A 1499-nucleotide genomic window follows, 5' to 3' on the forward strand; every position below is an offset into this window, starting at 1 on the left:
AGTTCCGCGAACTCGTGTTGACCGCCGCAGTCTGCAACCTCGAACAAGCACTCAAACGGTGATTCCCACGCCATCATCGGATTCAACAAAGCACTCTAATTCATTTAATTAAGAGTGTTAAGAGTTAACAAGTATATACTTTTGTGTCATTCTTAGTGGATTTTAAATTACACTTATTGATAATGTAATTGTGAAGTCGAGGATAATAATCTTGTAAAGATATATCTCCCTCATTAGTATATATCGTTCTATTTGTATTATAAATAATAATTGTGTCTGTATTATTCATAGTACTAATGAGGTCTGCAATATCTCGGTTATCCATCTCACCCGGTAAGAATGATGCATATCGTGTTGGAGGTATAGATCCTGTGAGTGGGTAATATCCCGGGAGATAGGGTAACGCCACAACGTGATACTTTGAATTGGATCCTTCTTGTATTTTCTTGACTGTTTCCACGGTTGTTGAAATGTTCTCATATTCCTTCTCAGAAATTTGCAAGCGATCAGCTGTTTGAATATCAGAATCAACATAATTCTGGCCTCCTAACAGAGGATTTCCTAATAACAATCGCATCTGTCCAGCTCCTGCTGGGATAAGTAGTGTACTAAGCACCAGACAGAGAATTGTAATTTCTTTCATTTCGGGTAAATGGCCCAGCCGGCTGCTACGATGTACATTTAACTCCGGGTAGTATTCATCTAGTAAGAGCGATAACAATACGACAGAGGGGAAAATTGCATTTGCGAGATGCGACATATCGCTACGGCCAAGTGCGATGAAGTAGAAGAGAGATGCGACAACAGCGATCCAACCAAGAGAATAATTATCTCCAGACACTTCGTCTGTCTCTCTATACGTCTGTAATAGATGTTTTACAGTGATAGCTACTAATATCGGTGGTAAAAAGAAAAGGAATGAATTCACCGATCTAAACCCAAATCTTAATATACCCATTAATGATAGTTCAAAAGTTAAAAAGGGGCGCATAATTGGGCGAATTACTGAGATACCCATTGCCTCAGAAAATGCGGGGAGAGATAGAAAGAGATCATGTATCAGATAGAATATAGCGTCATTTATAAAGTAATAATAGAGAACTGGTGTTACACTAATGATACCAACTCCTACGAATAGAGTCAGCTTTTTAGCCCCTCTCCAGTAGCTAACAGGCGCAGGGCTGTTGTATTCGCATATTAGAAGTAATGAGAGAAATCCAATTGATAAGAACCCACCGACTTCCTGGCTCATAAGGCCTGCAATAGTCACAACGAGCGATAGCCCGATAATTCGACGCTGTGTTAAACCCGATTGTATAGAAAGGACGCCCAAATATATATATGGAAGTGACATAATTACTCTACTTGATTTGAATCCAATAGGAATCCAAATCAGTACAATAAATGTAAGTGCATATATTGGTACCCATCTGTTTGTAGTAAGTCGTTTAATAATAAGATAGAGTCCAGCTAAAAGAGCGAGGGTAAAAATAATTTCA

1 protein-coding gene is annotated in these 1499 nt (G+C 38.7%); it reads right to left on the bottom strand.

Annotated elements, in window-relative coordinates:
* Positions 1–124 precede the first annotated feature (124 nt).
* A partial coding sequence (locus tag EXE45_RS16265) for a hypothetical protein (protein ID WP_206750478.1) occupies positions 125–1499 on the bottom strand: 1375 nt, incomplete at its 5' end.

Origin of the sequence: Halorubrum sp. SP9 (assembly GCF_005435015.1) — an archaeon.
In the GTDB taxonomy this organism is placed as follows: Archaea; Halobacteriota; Halobacteria; order Halobacteriales; family Haloferacaceae; genus Halorubrum; species Halorubrum sodomense.